The sequence below is a fragment of the Roseimaritima multifibrata genome, from assembly GCF_007741495.1.
Lineage (GTDB): Bacteria > Planctomycetota > Planctomycetia > Pirellulales > Pirellulaceae > Roseimaritima > Roseimaritima multifibrata.
Genome location: NZ_CP036262.1, coordinates 7,087,788 through 7,114,112 on the forward strand (window position 1 = coordinate 7,087,788; position 26,325 = coordinate 7,114,112).

A 26,325-nucleotide genomic window follows, 5' to 3' on the forward strand; every position below is an offset into this window, starting at 1 on the left:
GGAAGGCTTGAGCCCGGACGCGATCGTTCCGGTTACCAATTTTGCTGGGCGTCCCGTAGCTTTCTCGCGATACGGGTCACTCCGGGCGTCATGATCACTGTTGAAAATCTAGAAAAATACTACGGCGATACTCTGGCCGTTGACCGGCTTTCCTTTTCCCTTGCACCAGGCCAAATATGCGGCTTGGTCGGAAAAAACGGAGCGGGAAAGACGACCACGATGCGAGCCATCGCAGGCCTGCTGACTCCAACAGATGGCAGCCTAACGGTCGCTGGTTTTGACGTGCTGTCCCAGCCGATTGAAATCCGCCGGCGACTTGCTTACGTCCCCGATGATCCACCGTTGTTCAATGACCTTTCGGTCGGACAACATCTTGATTTCATTGGCGGGGTTTATCAGGTTCCCGACCATCGCCAGCAGGCGGAAGCTTTGCTGGAAGAATTCGAATTGTTGGACAAACGGGCGACGGCCGCTCGCGCACTGTCGCGAGGGATGCGTCAGAAACTAGCGATCTGTTGTGCTTATCTATACTCTCCGTCCGTGATCCTGCTGGATGAACCTTTGACCGGTCTGGACCCTCCAGGCATCCGAACGCTGCTGCAATCGCTTCAGCGCCGAGCCGCCGCCGGAGCGACCGTGATTCTTAGCAGCCATTTACTGGCAATGATCGAAGACGTTTGCAGTCATCTGTTAGTGATGCAGGCGGGAAAAAGTCAGTTCTTTGGACCGACCGACTTACTGCGTAAGCAAAACGACCAATCGCAAACGCTGGAAGAAGCATTCTTCGCGACCACAACCTGGCTGCCCACCGGAGAGGAATTCCCATGCCCGGTACCACAGTAAAAGGGGCACCGTTTTCCGTCCTACTTCGATTGATTGGACAACAGTATCTGGGCCGGATGCGCAGAACGGCGGAACGTTTGCGATCCCCACGACGGATCTTTCCAACGTTATTGGTGCTGATCCCCGCAGCCATCCTGATCCCCAACTTCATCGCGGCGGCGGTTCTTCGCGCCGCAGCTCCGTCCGAACAGATTGCCCTTTGGCTATCGGGTGGGCTTGCCTTTTATGCGATCTTTCATCTGGTTCGGGCCGCATGGCAAGAACCTGAATTCAATTTCGGATTAACCCCAGCCCAACAACTATGGCTTGGCGGGGCTCCGATCCCTCGCAGTTCTTTGATCGCCTACAAAGCATCGATCGTCCTGGTCCCCACGCTGATCAAAGCATCGATGCTGTGCGTGATCATGGCCCGCGATACCCCGCAACCTTGGCTGACCGCCCTGGCAATCTTCGGTGCCTTACTGGCACTGGAACTGGTACGGATGTTGATCTTTACGATCGCTTCAGGATGTCACGGCCGGTCGCTGGTTTACCTGCGATTGCTAGGAACCGGTTTAGCGATCGCCGTCGTCAGCCAAGTACTTCTTCGTACAGTGCAGCAGTGGCCCGGCGGCTGGGACCATGCTGCACCTGTTCGTTTGGTCAAACTAATATTCGCATCGATCGGAACCACCGCAAGCGATTCGACAATGCAAACCCTTGCATTGCCTTTCCAACCGTTTGCAACCTTAGCGATTGCCGATCGATTCGACGGATCGTGCTGGCTTGCAATGCTAGGAATTGTGATCCTGTTTGGCACGTTGTTCAAAGCAATTCTCGTTGCAGACCGACGCGCGAATGCAGCCTGTTTACTCAATGAACAAAAACAACTTGCCGCCTATCGATCGGGTTTAAACACGACGAGGAAGCGGACCAAACGAACGCACACCGCACGACTGCGAACGCTGCCGTTCTGGGGCGGTGCAGGTCCCTTGATGGCTCGACAGCTAGTGACGCTAAGACGATACCGAACCGCAGTCTTTATCAGTTTGGCGTTACCTGGGTTGCTTGCGTTGCTGCCCGTGTTTTTAGGAACGTGGGGGACAGGCACGATTCTGGATGTTGTCGGAGGCTTGGCATTTTACACCCTGCTGCTGGCACCACCGGCCCTCAAGTTGGACTTCCGTCGAGACATCGAATCGATGGTTTCGCTGGCTGCGATGCCACTGACTCCCCTGCGAATGTTGATTGGGCAGATCGCATTGCCGGTCTTATTGACATTGGTATTTCAAACGGTCGTGATCGGGATCGCATTGGTCGCGCGTCCCACGTCCATTCTGCAAACCTGTTTTTGGATGACCACATTGGCAGGGACGGCCGTGTTTGCATTTGCGTTAGAAAACGCTCTCTTTTTGACTTTCCCTCATCGCTTAAAGCAGGAGGGGATCGAGATGTTTGTCCGAGCGAAACTGGTTTTTGTGGGGAAGAGCTGCCTCTGGATTTCGGCAACGGTGATGCTTGGTTTATGGGCAATGTTTTGTGCCCATTTTGTACCACCAGGTTTCCGTCTGCCGATCCTCTCCGCAGGAGTCCTCGGTTTGGTCTGGGGACTGGCACTCTTAATGTTATGGTTCGCAGCCCGCTCATGGCGCCGCTTCGACACCAGCAGCGATTTGCCAGCGTAGCGCGGGACAGGCTTTGCGGCCGGACGGCTAGCGTCCAATGCCATCTACTTTCTTAGCGGAACGGCGCGAGCCGTCCGGCAAATGTGCGCGGTTTCCAGGGCGACGGCCGGACGGCTTGCGCCGTACCGCTAAGAAAAGGATCGAGCACCTGAGAGCGCGGCCGGTTATTACCGTCTAAAACAAATTGACTGGTTGGATTCCTTTGCCAACGTGCATGCCTTTGGCTAATGCTGTTGTTAGGAACCGTTTTGCTTGAGAGATCGCCTCGGGTAATGCAATGCCTTTTGCTAGGTTGGCGGTGATTGCGGCAGAGAGTACGCACCCCGTTCCATGGGTGTGCTTGGTTGGAATCCGTTTTTCGACAAAGGTTTGGACGGTACCGTCGACCGATAACAAATCGATCGCCTCGTGCTTGTCTCCGCCGCCTTTGACCAGAACTCGGCGACAACCCCGATCGTGGATTCGCAGGGCAGCCTGTTCCATGCTGCTCAGATTGGAAACCTTCACGCCGGTCAATCGTTCGGCTTCCATTCGGTTTGGAGTCACGAGAAAAGCTTGCGGAAGCAAAAGATCCTGGAAAGCCTGAACGGCCGTATCATCGATCAGAGAGCCGCCATGTTTGCTGATCATGACGGGATCGACGACCAGCGGAAAAGCAAAATCAACCGCTTGCCGCGCCACCGCAGCAATCACTGCGGCATTGCCAAGCGCCCCTGTCTTGGCCGCCTTTACGTCAAGGTCCTCCAGAACCGCTGTCAGCTGAGCGCTAACAAAATCTTCCGCGACCATCGAAACGTCGCGGACTCCCTGCGTGTTCTGGACGGTCAGCAATGTGACCACGCTACTCCCGTAACATCCCAATTGATGGAATGTTTTCAGATCCGCTTGCAGGCCCGCTCCTCCCGAAGGATCGGAACCTGCAATGGTCAACGTGACGGGGGCCGTCGAATTCGTCACCGCGATTACTTTTCGATCAGTTTTGCGGTTTTCAAAACAACGTCCTTCTCGGGGACATTTGCATGGGGTGCCTTGGTGACGGTTTTAACACCGGCAATCTTATCGACAACTTCTTTCCCAGCAACAACTTTCCCAAAGACGGCATACCCAGCACCATCACGAGCATTTTCACGATTCAAGAAATCGTTGTCTGCAAGGTTGATAAAGAATTGACTGGTTGCACTATCGGGTGCTGGCGTGCGTGCCATCGCGACGGTGTAAGGCAAGTTCTTCAGGCCGTTGGCCGATTCGTTTTTGACGGGAGCACGAGTCGGTTTTTCAGTCAAACCAGCCACCATGCCTCCACCCTGAATCATGAACTGAGGGATCACGCGGTGAAAAATCGTCCCGTTGTAGTGACCATCTTTGACATACTGAACGAAATTGGCCACCGTTTGAGGAGCCTTGTCAGCGTCTAATTCCAGTTCAATCTTACCGAGCGTCGTATCCAGCTCCACTCGAACAGGCTCTGCCGCCGAAACGGTGACGACCGAAGCGGCCACGAAAGCCAACGAAGCAAACAAAACTCGACCGCCAAGCATCTGACTTCTAAACATCTGATTCATCCTCATCCAATCCTATTTCTTCGAGGCAGGAAATGTCGACCAACGATCCGGATTTAGCAAAGAGAAAATTGCTCGAATCCGCCAGTCTGGTGGGTATTGGGTCATTGTTGCTGCTACACCAAACAGGACAACCCCCAGATTCTGGTGAGCACCCGCTGACGCTGCAATTGGCTGAAATCATAGCCGAAGGCGGAAGCTGTCGCATGGTCAAGGCTAACGGTGTCGCGTCTGAGCCCCCGTTGACGTGGACTTTAGGCAGCCAAATGGGCCTCTCGCCCCAAAAGCTTGAGCGATCGGCTGTTTTTCACTTACCCACATACGTGACCGGCCGATTATACTGAATCACTTATCAAGACAAAAAATCAAAAGTCGAACAAATACCTACAGCTTTGGCTCATTCCCACCATGAATCACGTCCCTTCTATTCTCCTGTTCTCCGCCCTCCTCGCTTCGGTTCCCGCTTCATTGCTAGCGACCCCGGCGGACCCTGCGAAACCGACTGCCGATGCGGCCAAAGATGCCGAAGCAGCCAAAGAGACCACACCTGATATTGGCAGCTACCCGAAACTGCCAAAGATCGGATCCACGGGAACCGGCGCGATTGCGGATACCCCTTGGCACGTCCACGATGTCTATCGCCCTCGGCCCACTAAAATCACTCCTGGAAAGGTCGACCTTAGCCAGGGGCAAGGGACCACCGCCCCCAGCGACGCGATCGTCTTGTTTGATGGAACGGACCTGTCGCAGTGGTGCCACTTGCAGGGTGGCGACCAGATGTTCAAGCCTCGCTGGAAAATCGAAAACGGGTATATGGAAGTCACCGGAGGAACGGGCAGCCTTTACACCATCGATTCCTTTGGAAGCTGCCAATTGCACATCGAGTGGGCTTCGCCAAAAGAAGTTCGCAGCGACAGCCAAGGCCGCGGCAATAGCGGCATCAAGTTCTTTGGCTTGTACGAAATCCAAGTGCTTGATTCGTTCGACAACCCGACCTACGCCGACGGACAAGCAGGAGCGATCTACGGACAGTTTCCGCCAAAGGTCAATGCGACTCGCCCTTCCGGTGAATGGCAAACCTACGACATCCTCTTCCGAGCTCCGGAACTGAAAGACGGAAAGATGGTCAAACCGGCCGTCGTCACCGTCCTTCTGAACGGCGTTATGGTTCACCATGCACAGGAACTAAAAGGCGTTGCCCGCGCGGGCCGCTCACCCGTCTACTTTGACCATGCTCCGGCCGGCCAAATCATGTTGCAAGATCACGGGAACCCTGTTCGTTACCGCAACATTTGGATTCGCCCTCAGTAGTTGCCCTCCCCACCGCTCTATCCAATTTGCGAACGAATCATGACACGATCGATCCTTAGTTTCGTTTTGGTTGCAGCCTTTGGCTGGCCGACGTTTGCCCAAGAAGCCTCCCCGGCACCACTCAAGGTCCTGACCTACAACATTCGCTACGCCAGTTCAGGTGACGGGGAAGACATTTGGAAAAATCGTCGTGAACGAGTGAATGAAGTGATCCAGCAAAGCGACATTGTCGGTTTGCAGGAAGTCACCGCCGGACAGTTTGAGGACGTTCGCAAGGGGACTCCCGATTTCTCGTGGTATGGTCCAGCCCGGAACGACGGCAAACAGGATGGTGAAGCATGCCCGGTCGGCTATCGAACCGATCGCTTTAAATCACTCGGCAAGGGAACGTTTTGGCTCTCGGAGTCTCCGGACGTTGTGGGATCGAAGGGCTGGGACGCAGCGCTTCCTCGCATTGCTAGTTGGGTTCGGCTGCAAGCATCCAACAGCGACAAAACCTTCCTGGTGGTCTGCACTCACTTCGATCACCGCGGCCCGACCGCTCGCCATCGTTCGGGTGAACTGATTCGCGGCAAACTGCCTGAATTGGCCGGCCCAAACGACCGAATCATTGTGATGGGCGATTTGAATGCCCGTCCCGATAGCGACGCGTTGAAGGCACTTCTTGCCCCTCCTTCGGCTACCGAAGAAGGTCGCACCAACCTGTCGGACAGCCGGTCCCTTTCCAAATCGACGCCGAGTGGCCCGTCCGGGACATTTAACGGCTTTCGAAAGATTGTCCCAGATGTCCAAATCGACTACATCCTTTTGGCAGGCGACTGGACCGTACTAACCCACCAAACGCTTGATCCCAAAACCTCAACAGGTCGTTTCGCCAGCGATCATCAACCGATCATGGTCGAACTTCGCTAGTCATCAATCACCTGCTGCCGTTTCAATCGGAAACGGAGCAAGATGCTTCAAGAGAGCGTTCTTTCGCGGAGCGAAAGGCGACAATCACTACGACAGCCCGTGCTGCTTAGGACTTGTGCCAATAGGATGGCAGGTCCGCTTTGGTTTCTGACAAAATACTTAGGATGGCGGTTCGCGAGGGCGCATCGATGTGTGCGTAATCGTCGTCGGCTGCGGGGTTCGTAAGAACGTCCCACAATTGTTTGTAGACCTGAGCTTTCAACGGAGGCTCAAGCGATTCGAATGCAGCGGAGTCGATCAAGTAGCTGCATGGATAACGGAACAGCCGAGTCTTCAAATCAAAGTCTCTCAGCGATCGACCGTCTTTCGTTCTCGATCCCATCCGCCCGAAATCGGCCACGTAGGTCGACGATCCTTTGATCTCTGCTTCAATGGGGGCTTCACCGCTGAACAACAGATAAGAAACAATTTGTTCAGCGGCCTGCTGAATGACTTGATCGATATTGCTATCCGCATTCTCTTCGGTCGCTGCTTCCAATGCCGCCCGCCGTACGTCTAGGTTGGCTCGGGTGAATGTGTTCTGCATCTGCGTCTGATGTTCCATCACCATCAAAGCGACGATGTCACTGTGAGGCGAAAGCCAACGCGAAGTATCAAAGTCGGCTTCTAGATTCGCGCGGTTGTTCTCGCCAAAGGGGACCAGTTCTTCGCCTTCAAGAAAAGCGTTGCCCATATGCTGCATCGCACCGACGTTTCCGGTGACGTACCAGCCTCCCCAACGATCAGCAAATCGACTGGTATGGTCTGTCACAAACGACCGCTCCAGGCTATTGATCCGGCCGGTCTCCTTGGTAAGAACACTTCGGATCGCGTGCCCGGGAACCCCTTGAGTCATCGGGATATAGTGGCACGCCAAGCAGCGATTATTTTCCCGTTGGAAATGAACCCGTTCCGGCCGCATCCGCATCGTGTAAAACGCAGCCCCCAGACGAGGATCCGTCGTCGAAATTTCCAGCAGCGCACTCCCCTGAACCCAGCCGATATAGACATCGTCATTAAAGTAAATGGCTCGCGGATTCTGAGGCGAAATCCGCCCGGCCTGCAAACTGGTTTTCGAATAAACCAAGCTTTGCGAGGAAACAGGAATCTTCAGTTCGTCCAGCAAAGAGCGTAGATAGCCGTAGTGCGGATCGTATTCCAGTTGGACTTCCCCCGCTCGCACTTTTTCGAACAGATCGGTGATCGGGTTCTCGTCGCGAGTCTGTTCGTAGTTCAGGGTACTGTCATACGGACCGAACTGTGCGGCCGCTGGAGCGTTGACGACCAACGTTAAACCCACTGCGTAAAGGACCGGCAAAATGACCGAACAAGCGACGGTTTCTCGCATCAACATCCGAAACATAGAAACGATTTCTCTTAACGGTTGGGGGCTATGGACGCGGCGTGCATCCTCCTCAATATAACCGCTGACCATCGAAACTGTCTGCGTTGATTTTTCTAGGCCCCGCCTCGGGGGGAGGACAACGTGGATGCAGCCCTCCCTTCCATCGATGCCTTTGCCGCGAATAGAGGTCGCCAATCCTAGCGGAAATGGCTTAGAAAACGCTGGCGGTGATCGGGCATCTCGGCGGCCAACCGTCTTGCGAAGGAACCGGGGGGTGAATGTGCCTGCAGTTCTCGGAGAAACCGGATTAGGATCCCGCGGGACTGGTCACTCTCGTGAAGCAAAAAATGCACCCAGGCCCAGGAGTCACGATACTGGGCGTTCCCCATCTGGCCGATGCTGCCGATGTTTTCCAATTCCGTCACTTCGGGGGCTCGTCCAACCAGAGCCCGCAACTGCACGCTACGGCGGTGCGGGCTTCCCGTTTCACGTTCTGCGGCGGGCATTTCGAAATACTCCGCCAACCCTTCATCAAGCCAAAGCGGCACGTAAGGAAGCGAATCATTCAGCAAGGCATGGGTTGTTTCGTGTCGCAAATCGACTTCGATCGATCGGTTTTCATACGCAAAAACCATCCCGTGCCCCCGCTTCTTAACGTATAGGGCTTGGCGATCGGGAATGTCCGGAAAGTGCAGACGTAGATACGAACGGTATTCGTTGTGACGTGCAAAGAGAATCAGATGGATCGGATCCTCTTGAATCCGGATCTGTAATTGTTGAGCCAATTGCGTACGGAGCGCGGCCAATTCATTTAGGAGCGCCGTTCGCGAAGAAACGTCGTAATCGGAATGCACCTGAAACGCGCCGACTTGCGATTCAAACGGCCAGCGAGCAGGGGCGGTCCCTTGGCGGGCTGGTTCTGCGGCAAACAGAATCGGTGCACCAATCGCACAGAAGACGATCCATAGGCACCGACCAAACGTTCGCCAACACGGACGAGAAATCATGCCGACTTCCGCCCGAACAACCAGCTGGTTGTCCTTTGCATCCAGTTCGTATTGTTGACGACTGGAGGAAGCGCGTCCACGTTGCGTCCCTCCGCAACGGCTCTTGGATTTTCCGAACACATGGCATTGGCCATCGAACGACCCACCATCTGTTCCGCCAGGTCATAGGCCCGTCGCAACCGCGGCGGTCGCTTGGTACTTCCGTGAGCGTCGGTTGCCAGGAAATGGCACCATCCATTTCCGACGATATGTTTCGCCAACGCTTCGGGTTCCTGGCCAAATTCACCGACAAAACTATCGGCGGTAACCTGCATCAAACAGCCCGCTCGGATCAACGGTTCGATCACCTGAGGCTGTCTCATGATCCCGCGATTGCGTTCAGGATGGCTAAGGATTCCAACCATCCCGATCCGTTCCAACTGCTCGAGGACCGGTTCGAGAGGGAGGTATAATTCGTGAGGCAATTCCAGCAAGACATGCCGCCGTCGGTCGCCCAGGGAAACACAATCGCCTGACTGCAAGCGAGTGATCATGTCCGCATCGATTCGAACGTCGGCTCCGGGAAGCACGTTCAACGGAACTTGATTGGTCTGCAACCACTGCTGCAACTGTCCGGTTCGCTGGCGAATGGTTTGCCCGGTGGTCGACGTATAGTTCCCCAACTGGTGCGGCGTCACGCAAACGGTATCGATTCCTTCAGCAACCATTTGCTGCGCCATTGCAAGCGAATCTTCCCAGCTGCGGGAACCGTCATCGATCCCTGGCAACAAGTGGCAATGAATGTCAACAAAGGAGGGAACGTTTGAAAAAGCTACCGTCGACATACTCAGCGTGCCCTCGAAAAGCAGTGTAGGATTCCATCGGTATTTAAAGCAATTCAGCGTCCAAGGCGACGCTATCCCGATGATCATAGCGATGGAAGTATCGCGCCAGTTCTTCACTTAAGCGATGCAAGAAGACGCGTCGGAACTTCGCTTCGGTTGTCTCGCTGGTGTACTGGCCGCCGGTGATCGGGTAGGAGTAATCGTCGACATGGCGGCGAAATTCTCGCTTGCCCGTTTTGACATCAAAAACAGTTGTCGTCGCACTTACCTGGCCTCGGTAGAGCGTTTTCCCGTCCTGCAGCCTAAGATCGGTCAATTCAATGGCAACGATCTTGTCCGCTTTGACGCCTCGACCAATCGTGATGAAATCAAGCTGATCCCATCCGTTGCTGTCCCGCCAATCGGAGATTTCGTCTTCGCGAACCAGTTTGATGTCTTTGACTTCATCACTCAAGATTTCACTGATTTCGCGGCCGACCATTTGAGCGGCAACATCGTCGCTGTAGTGACTGCTATCGGTGACAGCGATCACAGCGACTCGCTGTTTCTCAAGGCCTTCAAACTGGGCCGGGATCATGTCGGCCCCGGTCGTGTGCAAGATGGTCGATACCAACCCCATGCAGCCAGCCTGACAGAGAGCAACAAGGCCCACCATGAGGAGAATATAATTACGGTTTCGAGTCACCAGATGCATCGCGAATCCTTTCGCACATCGACGTCTATTCAACTAAATAAGCTTAACTTAACAGCCGTATCGCCCAATCACCCAACGTCACCGCCAGTCCCACAATCAGGACGCCCGCGAGCAACGGCAGTGACCAATTCGGCCCCCGTTTCCCGGTAACAGCCAAATAGGCCAACCATGGTACGGCTACCGTAGCGATGACAGCAAACAGGAATCCACCGGGATTGGTACACCAACTGGTCCACCAATGGCCGTCGGTAAAGTACGCCCAGGAGGTGGTCATTCCACACGCCGGACAGCGAACTCCCCATAACACCACGATGGAGCAAGGCGGCAAACCCAATTGTTGATGGGTCCCCATGCCTGTCGGATTGGGTTGCAATCGCCAAGCGGTTACTAGCAATCCTGCTAGACCGATGACAAAAACCAGCCAAACCAGCCGCAAAAACCAACCGGCTTCAGCGACCGCGGGGAGAGTAGAGGAAGGGGCAGAGCCAGGCAAGAGCGATTTCCATCCTTATTCGATAGGCAGGCGTTTACTGATCGCCCAGTTCTTCCTCAACTGCGGAGAACCTTTTGCGATAAACAAGGCGTTCCCACCAATTGGGGAGCCGCAAACGAGGATCGTCTTTGGCGACCGTGTTTTGTTTGCCACGGCGAGTGCGAAGGAGGACTTGATCCTCCATAACCTCTTCAACCACCCAGTACTTATCGACCATGTACTGGTAGGTTTCACCCTGCGATGCAGCGCGCACCTCGACCGCCCGTGGCCCTGGAGACTGGCTCGCTTTTTGTTTGCGGTAAATAACCCAAGCACCAGGCTTTAAATTTCCAGATTGCACAGCAAACCCACTCCTTGATAGACACGATCATTGAAACGAGTGAGACCGACCGAACTTCATGCTCCATCGTAAAAAAGCATGACGACTGAAATTGCGACTATAGCGCAACTTCTTCTTCACGAGTCACCGTAAACCCTAAATCCTCGATCATCTGATAATCGGCTTCTGGGGCTTGGCCCGAGGTGGTCAGGTAATCCCCGACGAACATACTATTGGCGGCATACAGTCCCATGGGCTGCAGTGCCCGCAGGTGAATTTCGCGCCCGCCAGAAATTCGCAGTTCGCGATCGGGATTGACCAACCGGAACATCGCCAGCGCTTTCAAGCAGTAATTGGGCGTTAAGTGATGATTCCCGTGCAACGGAGTCCCTTCGATCGACGTGAAAAAGTTCAGCGGGATCGATTCCACTCCGATATCTCGCAGATCAAATGCCATGGTCACGACATCCTCATCGGTTTCCCCCATTCCGATGATTCCGCCACTGCACAGTTCCAGTCCAGCCTTACGGACATTTTGCAGCGTTTCGACGCGATCCCCATGGGTGTGGGTGCTGCAGATCTCTTTGTAGAACCGCTCGCTGGAGTTCAGATTGTGATTGACGCGGTCAACGCCACAGGCCTTCAACCTGGCCGCCTGCTTGTCGTCTAGCAGCCCCAAGCAAGCACAGACCTTCAGGTCGTATTTGGCTTTGATTTCGGGAACGATCTCTTCAACCGCTTTCATTTCCCGTTCGTTGGGGCCTCGAGCCGAAATGACCAAGCAATACGTTTTGGCATTCCGCTCCGCTGCGATTTTGGCAGCGGCCATCAATTTATCGCGTTGCAGGATGTTGTATTTGGGAACCGGGGCATCGGAGACCTTCGACTGACTGCAATAGCCACAATCTTCAGGACAAAGACCACTCTTGGCATTCATTAGGAAATAGAGCTGAACCGCTTTCCCAAAGTAGTGACGGCGGACCTTAAATGCTGCCGCCATGACCTCCAGCAAATCATCGTCAGGACTGCGGAGAACCGCCAAAGCCTGCTCAGAGGTTATTGGCTGGCCGGCCAAAACCTGCTGTGCCATCGAATCGTACAAGCCTGCGGAGGGGAGCGTATCGGACGACATGAGCGGTGTTGGACTCATCAAAAACGGGGATGGAAATCAACAAAAAACGCGAGGCAGCCAGCAAACATTACCCAAACTACCCGACAGAACCGCGATTCTCGTCATAAGTATTGAAACCGTTGTCTTCGTTTAGGTCTACCACCAATCAGGTCCGAATTAGATTCCTAAGCGTATTTTTTTTGAATCGAAATACTCAGAGATCGTCCGTAAGCATGCTGCTGAAGCCCTCATTTCGCGCTCTACACCCCGCTCTACTGGGGGTAATCGTGCTTGCGTTGGTCGCCGCTGCCGGGTGCAAACGAACCGATTATCGCCGCCGAGCCGATCGCGATGTCGACGGGATTTTACAAGAAAAAACCGCTGGCACCCTCTGGCAAACCCCGCCCGGGAACCATGTCTACCCCGATCCCCGCTCTCGTTTCTACGATCCGACGGCAACCGATTGTCCCAGCCTGCCCAATCCGACCCCAATCCTAAACCCCTACCCCATTCCTCCACTGGCGACCGGCGATCCGCTGGAACCGCCTCCGAACATCGATTTGGTTTCCGGAGAACGGAAACCTGACGACGAGCTTCCGGGCGGCGATTCCCCCGAATCGATTGAAACTCCCGAAGGACTGCAGGAAGCTATCGATCCTCCCTTGCTGGAAAGCCTTGCGCCTGAAGGAGTCGATAGCCTCCAAATTGTCCCGATTCCAGAATCTGCCTGGGAACCGTTGCCGGAAAGCTGCCTAAACCGAATGTTCGAATTCACGTCGATCCAGGCGGAATACGAGCGCAGTTTTGGACACCCAGCACCGCAGGGATCCAAGGACATTCCCAGAGTCACACTAGAAAACATTATGGAACTGGCGCTGATCAACAGCCGCGCCTACCAAACCCGCAAAGAAGCCTTGTATACGACAGCGCTGCGGTTGACGGGGGAACGCTATCAATACGATCTGAACCCTCGCCCCTTCAACAATGGATCGGCCGCCAATTATCAAAACTTCCGCAGCGGGGGTGCTACCATCGATACCCTGGGCATTCCAACAAGCGTCGGCGTGCAAAAATCGCTTTCCACCGGAGGCCAATTCCTGGCCTCCTTTGCGAATGATGTGGTCCTCACTTTTAACGGCCCCCAAGGGTTTACCGCCGACATCGGCTCCGCATTGCTATTTGATTTCCAGCAGACGATTTTCCAAACCGACATCCAACTGGAACCGTTGACTCAACAAGAACGGGACGTGGTCTACGCGGCCAGAGATCTAATCCGGTTTCGCAGAGGATTGTTTCGCGACCTGTCGGCACAGTATTACAACCTGCTGCTGTCGTATCGAAGCATCGAAATCGGCACGCAAGACTACTTCAGTAACCAGCGCGCCTTCCTCCAAGGGCGCGCGGAATATACCGAAGCCGGTCGCTTGCCCCGCGTCCAAGTCGATCAATTCGAACAGAACGCCCTCCGCAGCCGAAGTGAATTGGTCGCCAGCTGCAACAACATGGAAACCAGCCTCGATCGCTTGAAACTAGCGATCGGAGTTCCGCCGGAAATGCCGTTCAACCTTCGGCTGACCGAATTGGAAGCCCTCTCGACGACGGATCAATTGACCGTCGCGCAGCAGCTGGTCCGGCGGACCCAGGCGGAACTTCAAACCCAACACCAAACCTCTCGCGTCGCACCGATTGCCCTGCTAAACGCCGCTGCGGTTTTAACCGAACGATTGCTGGACATCGAAAAATTGGCTTCCCCCGAAGGCAAGCCGCGATCCGCATTGACCGAAGTCGCATCGCGACTGGCCGTTTTGGAGGCTCGAAACCAAGCGGATGTTAAGCGAGCCGTTCTGGATGAAGAAACGTTTGCAGAGGATAAACGCCAAAGCCAACTTCGCCCCCAGGCGGGCGATTCCCCAGAAGCGACGGCGTTGGACAGTCCTCTGCGAGCCTACCTGCGGACAGTCGATGTGATTGAATCGCTACTTGTCCTCTCCTATCGCTCCCTGGAAGCCGAAGCGATGCAGCAATCGCCCAACGCGCCACAGGGACCGCTTGGAGCCGATCCGCGGCGAGACCAGCTGAAACGTTTTGCGAAGGAGTTTGCCGCGGTAAATAGCAAAATGGACAGCGCCGTCGAAAATCGAGAACTGGGAAAAATTCGCGGCATCAAGGATGAAGCAACCGTCCTGCTCGGGAAGGCCGAGCAGTTGGCTACCGAATCAACTACCTGGTTGATTTCCGGCGACCGACAGGCTTTCTTGGGGACCGTCGAAGCGACCGTTGCCGAAGTCATTCAGTTAAGCGAAGAAGTGATCAGCCAATCCGACAGCGCGTTGCCGAAAGTCGACGTCGAGGAAGAAGAGGCGATGATGACCGCCCTCGTTCAGCGACTGGACCTGATGAACCGCCGCGCGGAACTGGCGGACAGCCGCCGAGCGGTCAAACTGGCGGCCGACGACCTCCGCAGCATAATGGATCTTCGCGCCACCCATATCTTGCGGACTCGTGACGATGCAAACACACCGTTTGATTTCTCACTAAACGACAGCGAAACACGCTTGAGTCTCGCCCTGGACACGCCGCTCAATCGAAGAAACCAACGCAACGTTTATCGACTTGCCCTGATCGACTACAACCGAACGCTTCGCAACCTGATCGAATCGGAAGATACGGTCAAACTAGATATCCGCCAGGATTTACGTCAGCTGCGATTGCGTCGCGATCAATATGAAATCGCAATCGCCAGTGCGGCACTTGCGTACGAACGGGTTGTCAGCACTCGTATGCAATTGCAATTTGCCATCAAGGACGTGGTCGCCCGCGACTTCCTAGAAGCCCAACAGGCCTACACCGCCGCCCTTTCCAGTGTCGCCCGTCAACACATCGCGTATATCCTCGATCGAATCGAATTGTTTTACGACATGGAAGGGATCCAATTGGATTCCACCGGATTCTGGGTCGGCCTAGAAGACGACTCACTGCAGCCGCCGGTCAACCTCGACTTCCGCGGAACCAATCCATTCCCCTACGGCCACCTGGTCCCAGGACTGCGATACTCCAAAGAAATTCTCAGTACCGAATAGCGGCGTCCTTTGCCCGCAGCCCCAAAGGATCGGCACCATCAATGCCGGGAGAGGAACGGGCCATCGGTTTAATCCAATGCGGAGAGCGATGATGGTCCGCGACCCATCTTGGCTACGAGTGCTTTCCGTTTTCGCTCTGCCGCTTGCGAATGGCCGGGATAATTTCGCGAGGAACAAACCGGGCAAGTCGTTCGTCGTCGTCGGACATCTGAGCGATCTGTTTCAGCAGCGAACTACTGACGTGAGCAAACCGATCATCCGCCATTAAGAAGACGGTTTCGATCGCTGGGTCAAGCTGCCGATTGGCCATCAACATTGTGAACTCTCCCGCCACATCGGTCATCGGTCGGATTCCCCGGACCATCACCTTTGCCCCGCAGCGCCGGACAAAGTCGACCGCCAATCCCGAAAACGTCTCGACACGGACCGACGGAATATCGGCAGTCACCTGTTTGACCAGGGCGACACGTTCATCCGGGTCGAACAGCGGGTGCTTGTCTTTATTGATCCCGATGCCGATCACCAGCACATCGACCAGGGCGGCCGCCCGATGGATAATATGAAGGTGCCCGAGGGTGACAGGGTCGAACGAACCGGTGTAGACGGCGATACGATTGGACATGAATTTGAATCCGGTTTAGGACCGTGCTACTTTTCGGACGACCGCGGCCAACCGTAAAAGATCTTCGCGATCATTGTAGGCATGAATACTGGCGCGAATCCCTCCGCCGCGACAACTTACGACAACTCCCTCATCCAAGGCAGCTTGGCGAAAAGCCGCTGGATCGATTCCAGGGATCTGGAATAAAACGATCCCACTTCGATGGCAACGTTCCTCGGGGACCTGGGGGATCGCCCCGGCCTGCCGAAGCAGCTCCACCGCCTCTTCGACCAAGTCCAACACCCTTTCGGCGATGGAATTGGGGCCGTGAGCTTCGATCACCTGCCAAAAGAGCTTCAGGCTGCGATGCATCGCCAGCAATCCGACCATATTTGCCGACCCCGCCTCATATCGAGCCGCCGTGTCCCTCAGATCGAACTCGGCGCCCCCGAACAGGTGAGCATTCTTCACGCTATTCCAGCCGACTGTCCGGCAGCGGAGCGATTCCAGGTGCTTCCGGCGTACAAACGCCAACCCGGCACCTTCCGGTCCCAGCAGCCACTTATGCCCATCGGCGGCCAGGAAATCGACCGGTGTCTGTCCCAAATCGATCGGAAAAACGCCCAAACCCTGGATCGCATCTAAAAAAAAGAGAGAATTTTTTGCGTGAGCAATGCGGACCAAACGGTCGATATCCAGCCGGTATCCCGACGCGTATCCCACCCAACTCGCGGCGACCAAACGGGTTGAGTTGTCGATGGCGGCATCGATTTCGTCCAGATCTGGAGGGCTTCCCTCGCTGCCGATCACGCGAACTTCGACCCCTAAATCCCGCTGCTGTAACCAAGGAAAAAGATTCGAGGGGAACTCGCCGGCGGGAAGCACAATGTTGTCGCCAGGCTGCCAGTCGATCCCTTCGGCCGCGATATTGATTCCATAAGAAGTATTAGGAATCATAGCGATTTCAGCAGGATCCGCCCCCATCCAGGTGGCCGCTGACCGTCTCATCTGTTCCACATCGCCCGACCACTGAAGCCAATCCACGTCCCCTTGCTCGGCAGCCTGAGTGGCAAAATCTCCGATCCGCTGAGCCGTCGGACCGGGGAGCGGCGCGACGGCAGCGTGGTCAAAGTACGCCCACCTCTGGACCACCGGCATCTGACTACGCCACCAAGCCCAAGGGGTTTTGAGGAGCGCGTCGGAAGGGTGCGAGTGGTATTCGTCAGACATGGCAAGGGCGTTATGATCGGACGCGAACAAAGAGGAAAAATTTAGATAGACCCGGCGGTCTTGGGAAACTGCGAAGTTTTCAATTATACTGCCGCAGATAGCCACGATATCAGAACTGCACCATGATCTTAAGCCGAGGATTCTTGATGCCCAAGGCGCTTTGCCTAACCAGCCTTGCGGTAGCCATTGTTACCGCCCTCCTTTTTCTTGCTGACCTCGTAATGGGTTTGGCCGGAATGGCTGATAGTGCACCACTGCGTGGGGCGAGTTCTCTCATGGACATCGCTTTTCTTGCCGCAGGCATTGCCATTGCCGTAATGAGCTGGAAAACTTATCGCGAGCTGGGATGACCGCGGGATCGCGGTCGATACGTCCCCATTCCGCGATCGTAGCGATCATTAAAGGTGAAGTGCACTTATGGAAATTCTTGGTGGGCCCCTGTACAGCGTCGCCGGTGCGGGAGAATCGCACGGACCCGCGATCACAACCATCATCAATGGCTGCCCTCCCGGCCTACGGATCGACCGAAATCAAGTTCAACAGGACCTCGATCGCCGGCGTCCTGGTGGCAACAAGCACGGAACTCCGCGGAACGAAAAAGACAAAGTCGTCTTTCTTTCCGGCCTGTACGACAGCCAAGACCACCAATCCCTGCTCGCGGGCCCCGAAATCTCCGTGAAAGTCGACGACACGACTTTCGCTACCGAATCGTACGAAACCGGCTACACCACGGGCGAACCGATCGCTGCGATCGTACTGTCGACGTCAAAAAAGTCGCACGACTATACCCAGCTGACCGGCGACCAAGGCGAAGTCCGTCCCGGACATACGGATCTGGTCAAATTCCATCAATCGCAGCAGTTTGTCGACGTACGTGGCGGCGGACGATCCAGTTACCGATCGACCATCAGCGATGTCATTGGCGGCTCCATCGCCCGTGAATTCCTGCGAATCCATTTTGGGACGGTCATCCTTTCTTCGATCCAGCAAGTCGGAAGTCTGGAAGCATCCGTATCGCTTGCCGACAAAATCGCCGCGCTCGCAGGGGATGGCGGCCGCCTGAGCTCCGAACAGCTGGCCGAAATCGAATCGGCCCTGTCGTCAGAAGTCCTCCACACGGCCGACGCTGAATTCGCGCAGGAAGCAGCCGAGCTGATCAAAGAGACGCGGAAAGATGGGGATTCATTGGGGGCGGCCCTGGAAGTCGTCGCGGTCAACGTTCCAGCCCTCGTCGGCGAACCGCTCTACCAAAGCCTAAAAGCCCGCTTGATGGGCACGCTGGGTGGCTTGAACGCCGTCCAGTCGTGTGAAATCGGAGCTGGCAAAGCGGTTGTCGAACGCCGCGGCAGTGAAAACAACGACCCCATTCGGCAAACCGGTTATCAAGCGAACAGCCATGGCGGGTTACTGGGAGGGATCACCACGGGGATGCCAATCGTCTGCAAGGTCGGTTTCAAACCAACCTCAACCATCCACAAACCACAATCGTCGATCCGCAAGAATTTCGAAGAGATCGAATTCCACCTCCAATCGGGACGACACGATCCCTGCGTAGGCGTCCGCGCCGGAGTCACGCTGGAATCTCGAGTCGCCATCGAATTGATGAATGCCACACTGATGCATCAATCCCAACACATCGACCCCAAAAGCTTCCAGCTCTTCTAAAGCCCCCCGCATAATCCTAGCCCAGCACGCGGCAAATATCTGTCGCCCTCCGGGCTATAAAGCCGCATTGAAAACCAGCCCGGAGGGCGGCACATACTTGCCGGCGGCGTCAGCCGCCGGGATGAATTTCTCAAACGAAAAAGCCCAGAGGGCGACAGAATCATCGCGCAATCCAATCTGTCGCCCTCCGGGCTTTCCCTGCCCGCAGTTTACTACCCGTTGGCTTACGCCAACGGCAAATATCTGTCGCCCTCCGGGCTATTAAGCCGCATCGAGAACCAGCCCGGAGGGCGGCACATACTTGCCGGCGGTGTCAGCCGCCGGGATGAATTTCTCAATCAAAAAAGCCCAGCGGGCGACAGAATCATCTCGCAATCCAATCTGTCGCCCTCCGGGCTTTCACTGCCCGCAGTTTACTACCCGTTGGCTTACGCCAACGGCAAGTATCTGTCGCCCTCCGGGCTAAAAAGCCGCACCGCAAATCAGCCCGGAGGGCGGCACATACTTGCCGGCGGCGTCAGCCGCCGGGATGAATTTCTCAAACAAAAAGCCCAGCGGGCGACAGAATCATTCCCAGAGATATCGCTCGTCGAACTCGATTTCATGTTGTTTTAACATCAGCATAAACTCGCTTTTGAAATCTCGCTTTGTGTGGTGCTGCAGTTGGTTTTCGATGTACCGCACTACTTCAGCCTCTTGTGATCGACTGACCGTGAACGCCCCATAGCCATCCTGCCAATGGAACTTCAAAACCGCATTGCGACTTTCATTGATATTTCTACTGGCATTGGACTTTAAAGTTCGGACGAAATCGGCGACAGCAACCTTAGCTGGAATTTTGACCAACACATGAGCATGATCGAAATGGCCGCCAATCCTAACGGCATGCCCGCCAAGGCTTGAACAGATTCCAGCCATATACCTCCAGGTCTGGTCGCGAAAGTTGTCGTCACGCAGTAGCGGACGGCGGTCCTTGGTACTGAAGACGATGTGATAAAGAAGGTGCTGGTGTGCGCCCATAACATGTTCCTCCTGAGTCATGGAATCTGTCGTCCTCCGGGCTTTCCCTGCCCGCAGTTTACTACCCGTTGGCTTACGCCAACGGCAAATATCTGTCGCCCTCCGGGCTATTAAGCCGCATCGAGAACCAGCCCGGAGGGCGGCACATACTTGCCGGCGGTGTCAGCCGCCGGGATGAATTTCTCAATCAAAAAAGCCCAGCGGGCGACAGAATCATCTCGCAATCCAATCTGTCGCCCTCCGGGCTTTCACTGCCCGCAGTTTACTACCCGTTGGCTTACGCCGAGCCCTTTCAAGCTAGCACTTAGCGGCTCTTTGGTCGAGGATTTTGGCAGTCGAAACATGGTTGCCGCGGTTACCGCTTTTCTTTTTTGGTGGCGGCTTCTTTGGGCCTCTGGGGCTCTTTTTGTAACGGCTGAAATCGAGCTGCTTTCCGATGTCGACCAGCTCCTTAGCGAGCTGCTCCAAGGTTAGTTCTCGATACACAGAATCAAACTCTTCTTCGGTGACCGCTATCGCAAAACCTTTCCACGATTCCGAGACATCATTGGCCGCGTAATAACTCGAGACCTTGTCGGCTAAATCCGCGTCGTTCGCTGCACAGCCAATCGATGTTTTTATCACGCTCAGAATGTTGTACATCATTACCGCCATGCAAAAACTGAATAGCGCCGCTTTGGGATATCCAAGCGTCTTGATTTCACTGTGAAGCGTCGTGGCGAGTTGCTGGAAGGCTGTTTCGATGTTCCATCGCTTACGGTATCCCTTCGCCACTTTTTTTGCGCTGACGCGTTTGGGCAGATTGGTCAAAATGTGGACGGCTTTGTCCCCTTTGCGAGTCGGCTTATCGAGTTCAATCGTGATCCGACGCAAGTGAAGGGGGCGGCCTTGGTACGTAAAAGAAATCTTCTGTTCATACAAAACGCCACCATCACAAGGCCCGATTTTACTGCGTTTTCCTTGCGATTCCCAGTTCGGCAGCAAAGCTGTTGAATGACGCAAAACGAAAAACGCTTGTTTGTCTAAGGCGATGGTCGTCATCATCTTCTGCGAAGCAAAGTGGCGGTCACCAATCCAAACTTGATCCTTTTGGACGAGGTCAAAAATTTGGGGATGCAAAGTGGCTTCGCCGGCATGTCCATCGCGACAAACAATCACGTCCACAAGTAGCTTCTTGTCGGGATCGAGTATTGGAATGGTGGTGGCCGGTAGGGCTGCAGCGCCAAGAGTCCGTAGCTCTTTGATGCGATGCTCCGTTCCTGCCAAGTGGTTGCCGTCCATGATCCGCGTGGCGTAGCCGTTAAACACTGGCAATGATTTGGGACCTTCAAGATGATCCCACAACTGTGAAAGCTCGGCTGCTGTTTCACTAACCAAAGCACGGCTCACCTGCAGCTCGATGCCTTGAAGTTTGTTGTAAACGGATGCGATGGAAACTTCGATATTTTCTTTGTGTCGTCTGTAAGCAGCATTCACCGAAGGTTTGATTTTCAGGGCAACACATGCCATGACGTCAGCGACTGAAGAAAACAATAGTTCACCGCACCTTTGGCGTTCTACATGCCTCGCAAAGAGAGCGTCCATCCGCTCGTTACTGAGCAAATGATTGAGCACTAAACGAGTTCCTAACGCTACAGGACAATCTTTTTTGAAGCGTTCGAGCAGTTCGTCAACATTCATTTCAACACCTCATTTTGCGTAACATCCTCTAAGTAAACTACTTAGATAGAGTCGCAAACAAGATGCCAAAACGCCAAAGTGCTAGCTTGAAAGGGCTCGGCTTACGCCAACGGCAAATATCTGTCGCCCTCCGGGCTATTAAGCCGCATCGAGAACCAGCCCGGAGGGCGGCACATACTTGCCGGCGGTGTCAGCCGCCGGGATGAATTTCTCAATCAAAAAAGCCCAGCGGGCGACAGAATCATCGCGCAATCCAATCTGTCGCCCTCCGGGCTTTCACTGCCCGCAGTTTACTACCCGTTGGCTTACGCCAACGGCAAATATCTGTCGCCCTCCGGGCTAAAAAGCCGCACCCCAAATCAGCCCGGAGGGCGGCACATACTTGCCGGCGGCGTCAGCCGCCGGGATGAATTTCTCAATCAAAAAAGCCCAGCGGGCGACAGAATCATCGCGCAATTTAACCTGTTCTCAAGAACAAGAAATTCTTGAGAACAGGGAACCCTGACACACTTGCCTATTCGGCCTTTTTCTTCTTCCCTTTTTCCTTCTTCTTTTCGCTGCCTGTTAGGCGAGCTGGCAACTGAGCTTTTTGCTCGTCGGTCAACAATTCGACAACCGCTTTCTGAAGCTTGGTTCGCATCATGCCCATCTTTTTCATGGCAGCCAGTTGAGCTTCATTCATGCCTGAATTCTTATCGACTTCGGCGGCAAGCTCTTTTCCTTTTAGCCCCGCCTGACGCGCTGCCTTCATCGCTTCGCCTCGCTTCTTGGTCAGTTCAGGCGTCAGCCCAGCTTCTTCACGAAGCGCCTTAGTCTCTTCTGCCACTTTCTGAACCAACACTTTGACCTTTGCTTTTTGATCATCGGTCAATTCGATGGCTGCGAAGGGTTTCATCAGTTGAGCGTTTGCGCGTTGCTTCCCTTTACCCTGTGCTCCCTTCTTTTTCGGTTTTGCATCGTCTGCAGAAACGGAAACCACCAGCGCCAAACTTAATACCAGCAAGCCCAAAATTCGTTGTTTCATAACAGTCAACTTTTTCCAGAATTTCCAGAGGGACCGGAGCAAATGCCAGCCCCAAGTCCGCTTGATTTTACTAACCTGCGGTCCGTAGCGTCTGAAAATTCCTCTCGGAATTGCTACTTAGGTTTGGCAGGCGGGTCGAACAACAACGTGATTTCGGCGACAAGGTCGGTCGGAATCCCCTGTGATTTCTCTCCGGCCTTAACCTCACCACGAACAAGCAGTCGCATCGAGCGGGCCGCGGGCCGTCCCTCGACGTATCCCTTGATGGCATTTCGCATCTGCGAATTCAAGTAGGCGACCGAGCTTGGATCGACAACATATCGAGATTTATCGGCCTCCGCTTTTAGCACCAAATCGAACGGATTCTCGGCTCCCGAGCAGATGGCTAGCCCCAGCGGTGTATCCGTTAGCAACTGAACCGAAACCTTCGCGTCTGCCACGACATCTTCAGGCTTAGGCATTTTGATCGACAACGTGCCGCCTCCCACGAAGGTCAGATCTCCCAGTTTAGGAACCGTATTTGGCCTAGAGATTTGCTGAGCCAACTGGAGCGACGCAGGATTCCAGGCGACTTTTGCCGCCGTCGGTTTCTTTTCCGGTTCATTCAGCGGAATCATCAGATGACTGCTGACTCCATACGGTGTCGCAACATGAACATCGACCAAGCGACTATCTTGCCCACGTCCCAAACTCTGGACTCCTTTCGGGACCGTGACCTTCATAATCTGCCTGGATAGCAAGTCGTGCTTCGCCGTCTTGCCACCGACGACCACCTGGGTCTCATGCACGCTAAAACCTTCCCCAACCAGAAACAGCGTGGTGTCTGCCTTGGGATCGATCCCTGGAGCCCCATACCAACTGGTCAATTCGACCGCCAGGTCACCGATCCCACCCGACACCAATTCAAATCCACCGACGGAGCTTTCGAAGGGAATCTGGACCACGGAAGATTGCAAAGGCAACCGCTGGGAAAGCTGATTTGCGGTACTTGAAAGATGAGCCACATCGGCCGGACGGTAGCAATCACACTGCGGAACACACTGCGTGAATTGATGAACCGCTTCACTGGCTCGACTGAGTTTCATCGTGTCCGTCAGCGTCAATTCGCGATCGGCCGGATTGGTGATCCGAAACCAACTGGTCCGGCTGTGCAAATTCATGTAGGGAACGAAACTGGGCATCACGATCACCGCGGTGCATTCCCGCTGCCCAGGCTCTAAACGCCTGGAACTAAGCAAACGGTCGCGTGACGGTCCTCCCAACAACGTCTGACTTATCGACCGTAACGTGTTTGCGTTGTCGGGGGACTGCAGACGGGGATAGAATCGCCAACCGAAGACATTGGTCCCGTGAGCAAACGCGACTTCGGTTGCGTTGACATCAATCGTATCGATATCGACTTCTAACTGTCTGGCAAAATTGCCCGCCGCCCGGACCGAAGCGTTCCCGGTGGCGATCGCGACCGCCGCAGCAAGCTGCAGTTCGCGGCGAAGATTAAACGAATCGGCAATGTTCTGCTCTTGAGTGTTGGGGTCGAGCGCAAACACCTGAATCGGCCATCGGTTCAACACGTACTGATTAAAAGCTTCTCGGGCTTCCGGTGAAGGATCGGGACCATGAAACTGAAGCTGCACAGACCCAGCCAAACCACAAGCAACCCCTTTTTCGGACTCCAAACGTTTCATCGATTCAAGCAATTCACGATTTAGCAAACTTGCTTCAACGATCAGCGACCAAGCGAGCGCCGAGGTCGGACTAAACCGAACGCCAACGCCCAGTTCGCTTAAGAACGACTCTCGTATCGAACGAACCATTTTGAAGTTGCGAGTCGTAATCGCTTCAGCCAGCTCCGGCGAAGCGTACTCCCACAGATGAACTTTGCTAGGCTGACACAACAGTTCGCAGGTGTGAATCAGTTCCTCTTTTAAGATCGAACGGACATCGCTAACAAGGACGTAGTTCCCGTCGTTCGGCGGGGTTTTGTTTAGAGCTCTAGCAATGGGCATTGCCAGATTAAAAAACGATTCGTATCCAATCACGGGAAGGTATTGACTGGGCGTCAGAGGTCGCCGAATCCGCCGAGATCGAGCGGGAGCAGTAGGACTGGCCGCAAAGGTTGTCGCGTTGATCTGTTGCTCTAAAACAATCGACGCCGAGCTTAGAGACACTCCTCCTGCAGCGTTCAAGGATTCAGAATTCATTGAAAAGGAGATGCCTGACGGATTGCTTGGGTCTTGCCCATCCACTTGCTTCGTAAGGTTCCCCCACTGTCGAAAGAATGCTTGAGAAGCATATTTGACAATGGCATCAGCCATTCCAAAGGACTCAGCTTCTGATCTGCATGTTTTATTAGCCAGCCATTTTTTCAGTGCTTCAATCGCTTGTTCATCTGTATCTAAGCGCTCAGCCAGCTTTACCAGCTTTGGCTCATCCGCAATGCGGCAAATCAACAAATCCATCCGCCGCTGATTCTCGATTTGCATCCCAGGAGCGAGAAGATCCGTTAGCGGATAAACCGGGTAATAAGGTAACTGTCGCCTTGTCGCTTGCTCCACTTTGTCTTCGATCGCGCCAAACACCATCTTGATTTTGATCGGCTTTAATTGGACTGATCCAGAACAACCATTAGGCTCAGGAGTGATTGAGATTGTCACCTCCTGCACCGTCGCGTACCTCGACAACAAGTCCTCAATTCCATCAAGCAAAGCTCCCGATTCGACCAGCACATCGACCTTTGCCTTGAAGTCCGATTTTTCAATCGTTCCAGACATAATCGGATACTGTTTATCCGAGGTTTTTCGTAGCTGCAACGATAGAGCATGATGAGCCAAGTCTTCAAAGCGAAGTCTCAAGTATTCGCGGTCATCTTCGGCATATTTGATCGCATCGTAAATTCCCGAATTGACCATGACTTCCGAGTTCATCTGTTCAATACGCTTATCGAACAACACCATCATTTTTGCTGCCCGTCGCTCTGCTGCAGCATGTAAACTCAATTGCTCGGTTGCATTTGGCGAGTCGTCTGACAAAAACCTTGTGATCGTCAGACCGTGCATGTCAACGACGTCGTTGATGATCAGGTCACGAAAGGTATTGGGCAGCAAATCGTCTCCCAGAATCGGCTCGGCCGTGAGAGTCACTTCACATCCATAACCTGTTCGAGTTCGCGATCCTGGCAGGACGCTTACCGGGATTCGAACCAAGTTCATCGCGTACCCGGTTCCATCGGCGGTGTCGTCCCCTTCATTGATCCGGCGCAGTTGATTAAGCGCGTTCAGGTAGCGGAAGCGTTGGTCATTCAACTTCACCGGTTCAAGCGATAGTTCTTGTGTTTTATGGCGATCGGCTGGAAGCGAGCTAAAATCACGAACCGCAGGAGCTTCAATCATTCCCTCCGCAACACTCTTGGCTGCTGAATCGCTCTCCGATTGCTGCGCGATCACCACGGTTGCCGGCTCGACGGCGGCCGCGGCATTCAACGCCAGCGAGAGCGCCGCTTGATCGCTACGACGGATCGCCCCCTGCAACGATTTGTCAAACGTCCCCAACTGATCAGCCAAATGCTTTTCGACTTCTTCGCGGTGGCGAGTCATGCGGGCTTCGCCCCAGACGTCGGGATGCTTGGGGACGACCGATCCATAGACATCCAGGTGGTGTTCTAGCCAATCGAGCTGCCCGGCGAGCGATTCGACACTTTGATGCGTACACGACTGAGGCCGATGCCGCTCCACGGTGGCCTCTTTGCCACCACGAACGATCCGGGTCACGGTTTTGAAAAACCCACCCATCGGCTCGCCTGCCTCTGCGAACGGAAGCCCCTGCAAAGTGAGGAAGCCTGCGAACAACGCTCCCATGCAAACCCAACGAACCACTTTCGAAACGCCAATAGACATCGTGTACTCCG

At 54.5% G+C, this 26,325-nt stretch carries 23 protein-coding genes; 8 read left to right on the forward strand and 15 right to left on the reverse strand.

The window, feature by feature from the left end:
* Positions 1–90: 90 nt before the first annotated feature.
* Positions 91–843 carry an ABC transporter ATP-binding protein gene (locus FF011L_RS25545; RefSeq protein ID WP_145354748.1) on the forward strand — a complete coding sequence of 251 codons (753 nt, stop codon included), beginning with the start codon at positions 91–93 and terminating at the stop codon, positions 841–843.
* Entirely contained in the window at positions 825–2,507 is a 1,683-nt protein-coding gene (locus FF011L_RS25550) for a hypothetical protein (RefSeq protein ID WP_145354749.1), read from the forward strand. The genes FF011L_RS25545 and FF011L_RS25550 overlap by 19 nt, the downstream gene beginning before the upstream one ends.
* A 174-nt stretch (positions 2,508–2,681) precedes the next feature.
* On the opposite strand, the gene thiD is transcribed toward FF011L_RS25550, so the two are convergent.
* A complete protein-coding gene (gene thiD, locus FF011L_RS25555; RefSeq protein WP_145354750.1) occupies positions 2,682–3,464 on the reverse strand; it encodes a bifunctional hydroxymethylpyrimidine kinase/phosphomethylpyrimidine kinase in 783 nt (260 codons plus the stop codon).
* Positions 3,465–3,469: 5 nt separating this feature from the next.
* A complete protein-coding gene (locus tag FF011L_RS25560) occupies positions 3,470–4,069 on the reverse strand; it encodes a peptidylprolyl isomerase (RefSeq protein ID WP_246109628.1) in 600 nt (199 codons plus the stop codon).
* A 405-nt stretch (positions 4,070–4,474) separates the two neighbouring features.
* Here FF011L_RS25560 and FF011L_RS25565 point away from each other — a divergent pair, with 405 nt between their 5' ends.
* The gene (locus tag FF011L_RS25565; protein WP_218932890.1) at positions 4,475–5,377 is read left to right on the forward strand and encodes a 3-keto-disaccharide hydrolase; all 903 of its coding nucleotides are present in this window, start codon (positions 4,475–4,477) and stop codon (positions 5,375–5,377) included.
* Between the two features lie 39 nt (positions 5,378–5,416).
* Positions 5,417–6,289, forward strand: coding sequence for an endonuclease/exonuclease/phosphatase family protein (locus FF011L_RS25570; protein ID WP_145354751.1), 873 nt, complete (start codon positions 5,417–5,419; stop codon positions 6,287–6,289).
* Between the two features lie 106 nt (positions 6,290–6,395).
* Here FF011L_RS25570 and FF011L_RS25575 read toward each other — a convergent pair whose 3' ends face one another.
* The 7 genes from FF011L_RS25575 to bioB form a co-directional block, all read right to left on the reverse strand.
* Positions 6,396–7,691, reverse strand: coding sequence for a hypothetical protein (locus FF011L_RS25575; protein ID WP_145354752.1), 1,296 nt, complete (start codon positions 7,689–7,691; stop codon positions 6,396–6,398).
* Between the two features lie 179 nt (positions 7,692–7,870).
* Positions 7,871–8,680 (reverse strand): hypothetical protein, encoded by an 810-nt coding sequence (locus tag FF011L_RS25580; protein WP_145354753.1) that lies wholly within the window; start codon positions 8,678–8,680, stop codon positions 7,871–7,873.
* Positions 8,677–9,504, reverse strand: coding sequence for a tyrosine-protein phosphatase (locus tag FF011L_RS25585; protein ID WP_145354754.1), 828 nt, complete (start codon positions 9,502–9,504; stop codon positions 8,677–8,679). Before FF011L_RS25585 ends, FF011L_RS25580 begins: the two co-directional genes overlap by 4 nt.
* A gap of 43 nt (positions 9,505–9,547) precedes the next feature.
* Positions 9,548–10,159: a hypothetical protein gene (locus FF011L_RS25590; protein ID WP_145354755.1), complete on the reverse strand. Its 612-nt coding sequence runs from the start codon at positions 10,157–10,159 to the stop codon at positions 9,548–9,550.
* Positions 10,160–10,241: 82 nt separating this feature from the next.
* Complete coding sequence (locus FF011L_RS25595) at positions 10,242–10,691, reverse strand: DUF2752 domain-containing protein (RefSeq protein ID WP_145354756.1); 450 nt, start codon at positions 10,689–10,691, stop codon at positions 10,242–10,244.
* Positions 10,692–10,725: 34 nt separating this feature from the next.
* Positions 10,726–11,031 carry a hypothetical protein gene (locus FF011L_RS25600; protein ID WP_145354757.1) on the reverse strand — a complete coding sequence of 102 codons (306 nt, stop codon included), beginning with the start codon at positions 11,029–11,031 and terminating at the stop codon, positions 10,726–10,728.
* Between the two features lie 97 nt (positions 11,032–11,128).
* Positions 11,129–12,160, reverse strand: coding sequence for a biotin synthase BioB (gene bioB, locus FF011L_RS25605; RefSeq protein WP_145354758.1), 1,032 nt, complete (start codon positions 12,158–12,160; stop codon positions 11,129–11,131).
* Between the two features lie 194 nt (positions 12,161–12,354).
* On the opposite strand from bioB, the gene FF011L_RS25610 reads away from it, so the two are divergent.
* A complete protein-coding gene (locus tag FF011L_RS25610) occupies positions 12,355–15,201 on the forward strand; it encodes a TolC family protein (protein ID WP_145354759.1) in 2,847 nt (948 codons plus the stop codon).
* 112 nt (positions 15,202–15,313) lie between these two features.
* On the opposite strand, the gene coaD is transcribed toward FF011L_RS25610, so the two are convergent.
* Positions 15,314–15,823, reverse strand: a complete 510-nt coding sequence (gene coaD / locus FF011L_RS25615; protein ID WP_145354760.1) for a pantetheine-phosphate adenylyltransferase — start codon at positions 15,821–15,823, stop codon at positions 15,314–15,316.
* A 15-nt stretch (positions 15,824–15,838) separates the two neighbouring features.
* The gene (locus FF011L_RS25620) at positions 15,839–17,032 is read right to left on the reverse strand and encodes an aminotransferase class V-fold PLP-dependent enzyme (protein WP_246109629.1); all 1,194 of its coding nucleotides are present in this window, start codon (positions 17,030–17,032) and stop codon (positions 15,839–15,841) included.
* A 122-nt stretch (positions 17,033–17,154) separates the two neighbouring features.
* Here FF011L_RS25620 and FF011L_RS25625 point away from each other — a divergent pair, with 122 nt between their 5' ends.
* The 3 genes from FF011L_RS25625 to FF011L_RS25635 all read left to right on the forward strand — a co-directional run bounded on the left by FF011L_RS25625 (position 17,155) and on the right by FF011L_RS25635 (position 19,312).
* Positions 17,155–17,382, forward strand: a complete 228-nt coding sequence (locus tag FF011L_RS25625) for a hypothetical protein (protein WP_246109630.1) — start codon at positions 17,155–17,157, stop codon at positions 17,380–17,382.
* A gap of 67 nt (positions 17,383–17,449) precedes the next feature.
* Positions 17,450–18,697 carry a chorismate synthase gene (gene aroC, locus FF011L_RS25630; RefSeq protein ID WP_145354761.1) on the forward strand — a complete coding sequence of 416 codons (1,248 nt, stop codon included), beginning with the start codon at positions 17,450–17,452 and terminating at the stop codon, positions 18,695–18,697.
* Positions 18,698–18,916: 219 nt separating this feature from the next.
* Entirely contained in the window at positions 18,917–19,312 is a 396-nt protein-coding gene (locus FF011L_RS25635) for a hypothetical protein (RefSeq protein ID WP_145354762.1), read from the forward strand.
* Here the strand turns inward: FF011L_RS25635 and tnpA are convergent.
* From tnpA to FF011L_RS25655, 4 genes are all read right to left on the reverse strand, one after another.
* Positions 19,265–19,717 (reverse strand): IS200/IS605 family transposase, encoded by a 453-nt coding sequence (tnpA, locus tag FF011L_RS25640; protein WP_218932891.1) that lies wholly within the window; start codon positions 19,715–19,717, stop codon positions 19,265–19,267. The two genes, FF011L_RS25635 and tnpA, sit on opposite strands and share 48 nt — an antisense overlap.
* A 297-nt stretch (positions 19,718–20,014) precedes the next feature.
* Positions 20,015–21,397 (reverse strand): transposase, encoded by a 1,383-nt coding sequence (locus tag FF011L_RS25645; protein WP_145352161.1) that lies wholly within the window; start codon positions 21,395–21,397, stop codon positions 20,015–20,017.
* 514 nt (positions 21,398–21,911) lie between these two features.
* On the reverse strand, positions 21,912–22,421 hold the full coding sequence (locus tag FF011L_RS25650; protein ID WP_145354764.1) for a Spy/CpxP family protein refolding chaperone: 510 nt from the start codon (positions 22,419–22,421) through the stop codon (positions 21,912–21,914).
* Between the two features lie 113 nt (positions 22,422–22,534).
* Positions 22,535–26,314 carry a hypothetical protein gene (locus FF011L_RS25655; RefSeq protein WP_145354765.1) on the reverse strand — a complete coding sequence of 1,260 codons (3,780 nt, stop codon included), beginning with the start codon at positions 26,312–26,314 and terminating at the stop codon, positions 22,535–22,537.
* Positions 26,315–26,325 lie beyond the last annotated feature (11 nt).

What these genes read in the sequence shown, in the direction of transcription:
- FF011L_RS25545 (WP_145354748.1), top strand. Translation starts at nt 91, where the DNA reads ATGATCACTGTTGAAAATCTAGAAAAATACTACGGCGATACTCTGGCC.
- FF011L_RS25550 (WP_145354749.1), top strand. Translation starts at nt 825, where the DNA reads ATGCCCGGTACCACAGTAAAAGGGGCACCGTTTTCCGTCCTACTTCGA.
- FF011L_RS25560 (WP_246109628.1), bottom strand. Translation starts at nt 4,069, where the DNA reads ATGAATCAGATGTTTAGAAGTCAGATGCTTGGCGGTCGAGTTTTGTTT.
- FF011L_RS25565 (WP_218932890.1), top strand. Translation starts at nt 4,475, where the DNA reads ATGAATCACGTCCCTTCTATTCTCCTGTTCTCCGCCCTCCTCGCTTCG.
- FF011L_RS25570 (WP_145354751.1), top strand. Translation starts at nt 5,417, where the DNA reads ATGACACGATCGATCCTTAGTTTCGTTTTGGTTGCAGCCTTTGGCTGG.
- FF011L_RS25575 (WP_145354752.1), bottom strand. Translation starts at nt 7,691, where the DNA reads ATGTTTCGGATGTTGATGCGAGAAACCGTCGCTTGTTCGGTCATTTTG.
- FF011L_RS25580 (WP_145354753.1), bottom strand. Translation starts at nt 8,680, where the DNA reads ATGATTTCTCGTCCGTGTTGGCGAACGTTTGGTCGGTGCCTATGGATC.
- FF011L_RS25585 (WP_145354754.1), bottom strand. Translation starts at nt 9,504, where the DNA reads ATGTCGACGGTAGCTTTTTCAAACGTTCCCTCCTTTGTTGACATTCAT.
- FF011L_RS25590 (WP_145354755.1), bottom strand. Translation starts at nt 10,159, where the DNA reads ATGGTGGGCCTTGTTGCTCTCTGTCAGGCTGGCTGCATGGGGTTGGTA.
- bioB (WP_145354758.1), bottom strand. Translation starts at nt 12,160, where the DNA reads ATGAGTCCAACACCGCTCATGTCGTCCGATACGCTCCCCTCCGCAGGC.
- FF011L_RS25610 (WP_145354759.1), top strand. Translation starts at nt 12,355, where the DNA reads ATGCTGCTGAAGCCCTCATTTCGCGCTCTACACCCCGCTCTACTGGGG.
- coaD (WP_145354760.1), bottom strand. Translation starts at nt 15,823, where the DNA reads ATGTCCAATCGTATCGCCGTCTACACCGGTTCGTTCGACCCTGTCACC.
- FF011L_RS25620 (WP_246109629.1), bottom strand. Translation starts at nt 17,032, where the DNA reads ATGTCTGACGAATACCACTCGCACCCTTCCGACGCGCTCCTCAAAACC.
- FF011L_RS25625 (WP_246109630.1), top strand. Translation starts at nt 17,155, where the DNA reads ATGATCTTAAGCCGAGGATTCTTGATGCCCAAGGCGCTTTGCCTAACC.
- aroC (WP_145354761.1), top strand. Translation starts at nt 17,450, where the DNA reads ATGGAAATTCTTGGTGGGCCCCTGTACAGCGTCGCCGGTGCGGGAGAA.
- tnpA (WP_218932891.1), bottom strand. Translation starts at nt 19,717, where the DNA reads ATGGGCGCACACCAGCACCTTCTTTATCACATCGTCTTCAGTACCAAG.
- FF011L_RS25645 (WP_145352161.1), bottom strand. Translation starts at nt 21,397, where the DNA reads ATGAATGTTGACGAACTGCTCGAACGCTTCAAAAAAGATTGTCCTGTA.
- FF011L_RS25650 (WP_145354764.1), bottom strand. Translation starts at nt 22,421, where the DNA reads ATGAAACAACGAATTTTGGGCTTGCTGGTATTAAGTTTGGCGCTGGTG.
- FF011L_RS25655 (WP_145354765.1), bottom strand. Translation starts at nt 26,314, where the DNA reads ATGTCTATTGGCGTTTCGAAAGTGGTTCGTTGGGTTTGCATGGGAGCG.